Source organism: Salifodinibacter halophilus (assembly GCA_012999515.1).
In the GTDB taxonomy this organism is placed as follows: Bacteria; Pseudomonadota; Gammaproteobacteria; order Nevskiales; family Salinisphaeraceae; genus Salifodinibacter; species Salifodinibacter halophilus.
The window spans coordinates 1-339 of the sequence record JABEEB010000077.1 but is presented as its reverse complement, the minus strand read 5'-3'; the positions used below and the strand labels follow the sequence as shown (position 1 = coordinate 339).

General features: G+C 69.3%; 1 protein-coding gene. It reads left to right on the top strand.

Going from position 1 to position 339, the window contains the following annotated elements; translation table 11 throughout:
* Positions 1–339 (top strand): molybdopterin-dependent oxidoreductase (locus HKX41_10760; GenBank protein ID NNC24610.1); only part of this gene is annotated, 339 nt, incomplete at both ends.

The window sequence follows — 339 nt, the reverse complement described above, 5'->3', positions numbered from 1 at the left end:
CCGAAACCTTCGCCATGCCGGTCGCCGAGATCGACCAGGCCGATGTGGTCGTCATCGTCGGCAGCAACCTGCGCCATGAACTGCCGCTGGTGCAGCAGCGCGTACGCAAGGCCTACACCCGCGGCGCCAAGGTGCACGCGGTGAATCCGGTCGACTTCGACTTCACCTTCGACCTGACCAGCAAGCGCATCGTTGCGCCGTCGCAGCTCGCCGCCGCGCTCGGCGACGAAGCGCTGCGCGAGATCGCCAAGGCCGGCAACCATGTCGCGCTGATCGTTGGCGGCGTGGCCGAAAACGGCCCGTACGCGGCGGCGATCCGCGCCGCGGCCCAGGCCTTCG